Raw genomic sequence first — 7,517 nt, forward strand, 5'->3', positions numbered from 1 at the left:
TTGCCGATGTCGTGCAGCAGCGCGGCGACCAGGAGCAGGTCGGGGCGGTGCACGCGCCGGGTGAACCCGGAGGCGCGGACGGCGGTCTCGATGAGGTGCCGGTCGACGGTCCAGACGTGCACCGCGTTGCGCTGCGGGCGGCAGCGGACCCGTTCCCAGTCCGGCAGCAGCCGTGTGATCAGGCCTTCCGCCTCCAGCGCCTCCCAGACGTCGACCGTGGGGCGGCCGGCGCCCAGCAGGGTCACCAGTTGTTCGCGGGCCTCGGCGGGCCAGGGCACGGGCAGCGGACGCGCGGTGGCGGCGAGGCGCCGGACGGCGTGGAGCGACAGCGGGAGTCCCGCCTGTGCGGCGGCGGCCGCGGCGCGCAGCGGGAGGACGGGGTCGCGTTCGGGGCGGGCGGCACGGGCGAGGACCGCCTCGCCGTCCTGCTCGACGACGCCCTCGGCCAGCGGCGAGCGCTCGGCGTTCTGCTTCCCGCCGCCGATGAGGGCGCGCAGCCGCGGCCGCACGGCCCGGGAGCGCAGCACGCGTCCCACTTCGCGCCAGGTGACGTCGCCGGCGTACGCGATGGCCCGGGCGGCTTCGTACACCTGGCGCAGCAGGGCGTCGGCGTCGAGCAGGCCGAGTCCGGCGGCGACCTGGTCCTGCTCCTGGAGGGCGAGCCGGTCGGTGGCGCGGCCGGTCGTCAGGTGCAGCGCGTCCCGTACGTCGAGGAGCCGGCGGCGGGCGTCCGCGAGTCCCTCGCGCGGGGCGTCGGCGAGCCAGGAGGCGGCGACGGCGCGCAGCGCGGTGGCGTCGCGCAGCCCCCCGCGGGCCTCCTTGAGGTCGGGTTCCAGGAGGTACCGCAGCTCGCCCTGCCGTTCGGCGCGTTCGGCGCAGAGCTCCCGGAGTTCGGGGAGGCGTCGGGGTGCCTGGTTGCGCCAGTCGGCGAGGACGGTGGTGCGCAGGGCGGTGGTGAGTCCGAGGTCCCCGGCGAGGTGCCGGGCGTCCAGGAGGCCCAGCTGGACCTTGAGGTCCTCGCCGGCGGTGCGGCGGGCCTCGGCCGGGGTGCGTACGGAGTGGTCGAGGGCGATGCCCAGGTCCCACACGGGGTACCAGAGCCGGTCGGCGAGGGCGGCGACGGCTGCGGGGTCGCTGCCGTCGTGCAGCAGGAGCAGGTCGAGGTCGCTGCGCGGGGACAGTTCGCCGCGCCCGTAGCCGCCGACCGCGATCAGGGAGGTTCCGCGCGGGTGTCCGGTGCCCGCGGTGAACAGTGCGGCGAGCCAGTCGTCCGTGAGCCGGGCGAGGGCGGCACGGCGCGGCGGCCCGGACCGCGCCGTGCCGGTGAGGAGGCGCAGCCGGGCCGCCGCGTAGCCGCCGGGTCCCGGGTTCTGTGTTCCGTCGTGCGTGTCCGTGCTCGTCACCCGGCGACTCCTGTTCCGTCGGTCTGTCTCAGAGCGCTTCGGGACCGCGCTCGCCGGTCCGGACCCGTACGGCCGTGTCGACGGGGATCGACCAGACCTTGCCGTCGCCGATCTTGCCGGTGCGGGCCGCCTTGACGACGACGTCGATCAGCTGCTCGGCGTCGTCGTCCTCGACCAGCACCTCGATGCGGATCTTGGGGACCAGGTCGACGGTGTACTCGGCACCGCGGTAGACCTCGGTGTGGCCGCGCTGGCGGCCGTAGCCGCTGGCCTCGGTGACCGTCAGGCCGTGGACCCCGAAGGCCTGCAGGGCCTCCTTGATCTCGTCGAGCCGGTGCGGCTTGACGACGGCGGTGATGAGCTTCATGCGTCCACCTTCTTGCTCTCGGCCCGGTCTGCGGGCGCCGGGGCGGCGCCGCTGAGGGCGGCGCCGCCACCGGCACCGCTGTAGTCGTACGCGGTCTCGGCGTGCTCGGCCCGGTCGATGCCGGCCACCTCGTCGTCCTCGGAGACCCGCATGCCGATCGTCTTGTCCAGGACGAGGGCGAGGACCGCGGAGACCACCAGGGAGTAGGCCAGGACGCCGAAGACACCGGCGCACTGCTTCCAGAACTGGTCGAGGCCGCCGCCGTAGAAGAGGCCCTCGACGTCGGACTGGCCCTTTCCGCTGGCGAGGAGTCCGACGAGGAGGGAGCCGATGACGCCGCCGACGAGGTGGACGCCGATGACGTCCAGGGAGTCGTCGTAGCCGAACTTGTACTTCAGGCCGACGGCCATGGCGCACAGGACGCCGGAGACGGCGCCGACGGCGATCGCGCCGAGCGGGGTGACCGCGCCGCCGGCGGGGGTGATGGCGACCAGGCCCGCGACCGCGCCGGAGGCGGCGCCGAGCGTGGTGAACGCGCCGTGGCGGATCTTCTCGTAGGCGAGCCAGCCGAGGACGGCGGCGGCGGTGGCGATCTGGGTGTTGACGAACATCAGCGCGCCGACGCCGTCGTCGTTGCCGAGCCAGGAGCCGGCGTTGAAGCCGAACCAGCCGAACCACAGCAGCGCGGCGCCGAGCATGACCAGCGGCAGGCTGTGCGGGCGCATCGGGTCCTTCTTGAAGCCGATCCGCTTGCCGATCACCAGGATGACGCCGAGCGCGGCGGCACCGGCGTTGATGTGGACGGCCGTGCCGCCGGCGAAGTCGATGACGCCGAGTTCGAAGGCCCAGCCGCCGGAGCCCCAGACCCAGTGGGCGACCGGGAAGTAGACGACGGTGGCCCACAGCGCGATGAACAGCGCCCACGCGGTGAACTTGACGCGGTCCGCGAGTGCGCCGCTGATCAGGGCGGGTGTCAGGACGGCGAACATCATCTGGAAGACCAGGAAGACGAAGAGCGGGATGGTGGTGCCGTCCCACAGTTCGGTCAGGCCGATGCCGCTGAGGCCGACCCAGTCGGAGTTCCAGCCGACGAGGCCGCCGGAGTCGGTGCCGAACGCCATGGAGAAGCCGTACAGCACCCACAGGACGGTGACGATTCCCAGGCTGATGAAGCTCATCATCAGCATGTTCAGGGTGCTCTTGACCCGGACCATGCCTCCGTAGAAGAAGGCCAGGCCCGGCGTCATGAGCATCACCAGGGCGGAACAGATGAGCATGAACCCCGTGTTGGCGGCAGAGAGCGTGGGCGCTTCTGCGGCAAGGGTGATGGCTGGTGCCATCGGCGTCTCCTCGTCGTTGGTACGGCCCCGTGCGGGCGAAGCCTGGGCGGGTCGTGAGGGGTGGGCCGGTTCTGCGCCATGAGATTCGCGCAGCGCCGTTTCGGTGGAGGCCCCTCGCTGTTTCACCGCCGTGACGAAGGCACACGGTGTGTTACGCGTCGATGAACTGCCGGATGCGGGCGGTGCGGATCGTTGTCGTGGCGCAAGCTTCGCCACGGGGCGCCGCAACCGTCGGTTGGGGAACCGGGACGGCGGGCGGCCGGCTCCGCGTGAGCGGCGCCGGTTCCGGCGCGAGAAGGGTGCCGGCCGCGGCGGGCCTTCCGATGACCTGGCATGGGGGAGCCGAGTCGGGCAGTTCGGGAGGGCCGGCCGCGGCCGGGGTTCTGGGCGTTTCCGGAGCGTTCCGGGGTTACTGGAGGTCTCCGGGGTTCTTCCGGGGACCTTTTCCGAGGGACCGGACGGGGGCTGTCCGGGGGTTTCCGGGCGTCAGACCGCCTCGGCGGTCTCCGGGAGTTCGACGGCGAGCCGTTCGGTGAGGTCGACGACCTCGGCCCGGTCGCCGAAGTCGCGGACGGCCGTGTCGACCGTCTTTCGGATACGAGTGTTGACGCGTTCGGAGCGGACCTTCTTGGCCGCCTTGATGGCGTCGGTGGCGAGAACCGCTCCCTGCTCGGGTTCGCGCTGGAGGAGGTGCACGGTGGCCATGCCGATCAGGTTGAGGGCGTACGACCGCTGGTGCCGTCCCGCCTCGGCGGCGAACAGTTCGACGGCCCGCCGCATCAGCGGTTCGGCGAGCGAGGCGTAGGTGGGGCTGCGGCCCGCCACGTAGGCGAGGTCGCGGAAGGAGTGGGAGTTCTCGCCGTACAGCTCGGCCTCGGAGAAGAAGCGGATCCAGTCGGGGTCCGGCTCGTCCCACTCGTCGGCCTCGGCGAAGGTGTCCTCGGCCATCCTGACCGCGCGCTTGCACCGGCCGGGCTGGCCCATGTTGGCGTAGGCGCGGGCCTCCATCGCATACAGCATCGACTGGGTGCGGGGGCTCGCGCAGTCACGGCTGCCGTACTGCGCGAGGTGGATGAGTTCCAGGGCGTCCTCGGGGCGGCCGAGGTGGATCATCTGCCGGCTCAGGTTCGACAGGATGTACGAACCGAGCGGCCGGTCCCCGGCCTCCTTCGCCGCGTGCAGGGCGAGGACGTGGTACTTCTGCGCGGTGGGCTGCAGCCCGACGTCGTACGACATCCAGCCGGCGAGTTCGGCGAGTTCCGCGGCGACCTTGAACAGGCGCCGCCGGATCGGCTCGGGCTGGGGGTCCTGGAGGAGGTCCGTCACCTCGTGCAGCTGTCCGACGACCGCCTTGCGGCGCAGGCCGCCTCCGCACTGGGCGTCCCACTGCCGGAACATCACGGTGGTGGTCTCCAGCAGGTCCAGCTCCGGCTGGGACAGCCGGCCGCGCGCGCGGCCGGCGGAGACGGGCTCGGGCTCCGGGCGGGGCTGCGCCGCGGACGGGGAGGGGACGAGCCAGCGCTGCATGGGCTCGATGAGGGACGGCCCCGCGGAGACGGCCAGCGAGCTCCCGAGGAAGCCGCGCCGCGCGAGCATCAGGTCGCTGCGCGAGAACTCGCTGAGCAGGGCCACGGTCTCCGGGCCCGTCCAGGGCAGGTCGACGCCGGTCGCGGAGGGCGAGGGCCGGGTGGCGCGCAGACCCAGGTCCTCGACGGAGACGACGACGCCGAAGCGCTCGGAGAACAGCTCGGAGAGGATCCGGGGAATGGGCTCGCGCGGATTCTCGCCGTCCAGCCAGCGGCGCACCCGTGAGGTGTCGGTGGAGATGTGGCTGGCTCCCAGCCGGCGGGCTCGGCGGTTGACCTGGCGGGCGAGCTCGCCCTTGGACCAGCCGCTGCGGACGAACCACGAGGCGAGCAGCTCGTTCGGACGCTTCCGCGTACTCGCAGCGTTCGTCCCGCCACCGCCGTTGCCGCTCACTGGAACGCCCCCATTCCCCGAGAACCACCTGCCGCTGAGTGCGCCAAGCCCTATCAGAATGCCGGTCACAGGGGGCCGCCGTCCGGAGGTTCCCACCCTCCGAACGGAAAGCCGACTTGCCTCCGGCATACCCGTCGGCGCATGCGCCCCAAGGAACCGTGCACACACCGTAGTCCCACGATCACCCGTCCAGCCATGGCGAACCCGTAATCGCCACCATTCGCCACCCCATCGGATGAACTCACCGTGGCCGCTCCGCGCTTCACTTGACATGAGGCTGCCAAGAGTGGATGCAAGGACGTGCCTGGGGGCGCGCGTCGCAGCGCTCACCACCCCCGACGCCTCGAAGCGCCGACTGGGCGGGGCCGCACGGGGAAGTCGAAAACAGAGAGTCACGCGTCAGGACCACTGCGTAACCATCGGTGCGTCGAACCCGTTGGAGGGGGCATGGGCTTCACGATCGGCATCGGCCGGGGCATCCGTGACATCCGGTCCGGCTCGCGCCGGGGCCGCGGACCGGAGGGCACCGCCGTGGCGGAGTACACCGGGCTGTGGGGCTGGGACGTGGTGCCGGGCGCCCGCGCCGCCGCCGGCGCCTGCTCCTGCGGCCGGGCGGGATGCCGGGCACCGGGCGCGCATCCGCTGGACTTCGCGCCGGAGATCCCCGCCGGCTCTCCGCTGGACGACGTGTCGGAGATCTGGGCCGAGTATCCGGGCGCCGCGATGATGCTCCCGGTCGGGCGGGCGTTCGACGTGATCGAGGTGGCCGAGCCCGCCGGGTGCCGGGCGCTGGCCCGGCTCGAGCGCATGGGCCTGCCCGTCGGCCCCGTCGCCGCCACCCCCGACGGCCGGGCCCAGTTCTTCGTCGCCCCCGGGGCCGCCGCCGCGCTGCCCGAGCTGCTCTACCGCATGGGCTGGGACGACCCGGCCGCCCTCGACCTGCACGGCCTCGGCCCGGGCAGGCACATCACGGCGCCCCCGTCCGACCGGGGCGGCCGCGGCCCGGTGCGCTGGCTCCGCTCCCCCGCGCTCGACTCGGCGCCCCGGCCGCCGGAGGCCCGCCTGGTGCTGGGCACGCTGGCGTACGTGGTGCACCGGTCGCAGGCGTCACCGGCGTAGACGTCGGCACAGGCATCGGCGACGTCGGCACAGGCATCGGCATCGGCGTACCGGTCCGTCCGGGCGTGCCGGTCGGTGCCGGCGGCAGCGACCGGGCCCGGGGGCCCGAGGGCTCGAGGGCTCGGGGGCTCGGGGCGATGAACGGCGAAGCGCCCGTTTCCGGGTTCCGGAAGCGGGCGCTTCTTCGCGTGTCCGTGGCGGTCCGGTGCGGCCGCCGCGGGGTGTCACTCCCCGATGAGCGCGTCCACGAACGCCTCGGGCTCGAACGGCGCCAGGTCGTCCGCGCCCTCACCGAGACCGATCAGCTTGACCGGGACCCCCAGTTCGCGCTGGACGGCGACCACGATGCCGCCCTTGGCCGTGCCGTCGAGCTTGGTGAGCACGATGCCGGTGATGTTGACGACCTCGGCGAAGACCCGGGCCTGGACCAGGCCGTTCTGGCCGGTGGTGGCGTCGAGCACGAGCAGCACCTCGTCCAGCGGGGCGTGCTTCTCCACGACCCGCTTGACCTTGCCGAGCTCGTCCATCAGGCCGGTCTTGGTGTGCAGCCGGCCGGCGGTGTCGATGAGCACGACGTCCGCGGCCATCTCCTTGCCCTCCTTGACCGCGTCGAACGCGACCGAGGCCGGGTCGCCGCCCTCGGGGCCGCGCACGGTGTGGGCGCCGACCCGCTCGCCCCAGGTCTCGAGCTGGTCGGCGGCGGCGGCGCGGAAGGTGTCCGCGGCGCCGAGGACGACGGTGTTGCCGTCCGCGACCAGGACCCGGGCGAGCTTGCCGGTGGTGGTGGTCTTGCCGGTGCCGTTGACCCCGACGACCATCACGATGCCCGGTCCGCCGGTCCCGTTCGCGGTGCTCACGGTGCGGTCCATGCTGGGGTCGACCAGGGCGACCAGTTCCTCGCGGAGCAGTCCGCGCAGTTCCGCGGGGGTGCGCGTGCCGAGCACCTTCACGCGGGCGCGCAGCCGCTCGACCAGTTCCTGGGTGGGCTGCACGCCGATGTCGGAGGTGAGCAGCGTGTCCTCGATCTCCTCCCAGGTGTCCTCGTCGAGGTGCTCGCGGGACAGCAGCGTGAGCAGGCCCTTGCCGAGCACGTTCTGCGAGCGGGAGAGACGGGCGCGCAGCCGGACGAGCCGGCCGGCGGTGGGCTCCGGGATCTCGATCGCGGGCGCCTCGGTGGGCGGCTCCTCGACGACGACCGGGGTGGAGCCGTCCGGAAGATCAACCTCCTCTACGGTGCGCCGCGGTTCCTCCCGCGGCGTCTCGGCCTCGTCGCCGACATGCGGCTCGGCCGGGGGGGCGGTGATGTCG

Annotated in this window: 6 protein-coding genes; 1 reads left to right on the plus strand and 5 read right to left on the minus strand. The window is 73.0% G+C overall.

All coding sequences use genetic code 11. The features are described 5' to 3' along the window. The 4 genes from AOK18_RS19065 to nsdA form a co-directional block, all read right to left on the minus strand. Positions 1-1,403 (minus strand): [protein-PII] uridylyltransferase (locus AOK18_RS19065; protein ID WP_079105093.1); only part of this gene is annotated, 1,403 nt, incomplete at its 3' end. A gap of 28 nt (positions 1,404-1,431) precedes the next feature. Continuing rightward, positions 1,432-1,770: a P-II family nitrogen regulator gene (locus tag AOK18_RS19070; protein ID WP_042168077.1), complete on the minus strand. Its 339-nt coding sequence runs from the start codon at positions 1,768-1,770 to the stop codon at positions 1,432-1,434. Continuing rightward, positions 1,767-3,110, minus strand: coding sequence for an ammonium transporter (locus AOK18_RS19075; protein WP_055695159.1), 1,344 nt, complete (start codon positions 3,108-3,110; stop codon positions 1,767-1,769). The genes AOK18_RS19070 and AOK18_RS19075 overlap by 4 nt, the downstream gene beginning before the upstream one ends. A gap of 486 nt (positions 3,111-3,596) precedes the next feature. Beyond that, a complete protein-coding gene (gene nsdA / locus AOK18_RS19080) occupies positions 3,597-5,090 on the minus strand; it encodes a transcriptional repressor NsdA (RefSeq protein ID WP_055574918.1) in 1,494 nt (497 codons plus the stop codon). Between the two features lie 447 nt (positions 5,091-5,537). On the opposite strand from nsdA, the gene AOK18_RS19085 reads away from it, so the two are divergent. Next, a complete protein-coding gene (locus AOK18_RS19085; RefSeq protein ID WP_055574917.1) occupies positions 5,538-6,209 on the plus strand; it encodes a bifunctional DNA primase/polymerase in 672 nt (223 codons plus the stop codon). 224 nt (positions 6,210-6,433) lie between these two features. Here the strand turns inward: AOK18_RS19085 and ftsY are convergent. Continuing rightward, a partial coding sequence (gene ftsY, locus AOK18_RS19090) for a signal recognition particle-docking protein FtsY (protein ID WP_055695160.1) occupies positions 6,434-7,517 on the minus strand: 1,084 nt, incomplete at its 5' end.

The sequence above is a fragment of the Streptomyces prasinopilosus genome (assembly GCF_001419695.1).
GTDB lineage: Bacteria > Actinomycetota > Actinomycetes > Streptomycetales > Streptomycetaceae > Streptomyces > Streptomyces prasinopilosus.

Coding starts and splice junctions, on each gene's coding strand:
- AOK18_RS19070 (WP_042168077.1), bottom strand. CDS start 1,770: ATGAAGCTCATCACCGCCGTCGTCAAGCCGCACCGGCTCGACGAGATC.
- AOK18_RS19075 (WP_055695159.1), bottom strand. CDS start 3,110: ATGGCACCAGCCATCACCCTTGCCGCAGAAGCGCCCACGCTCTCTGCC.
- AOK18_RS19085 (WP_055574917.1), top strand. CDS start 5,538: ATGGGCTTCACGATCGGCATCGGCCGGGGCATCCGTGACATCCGGTCC.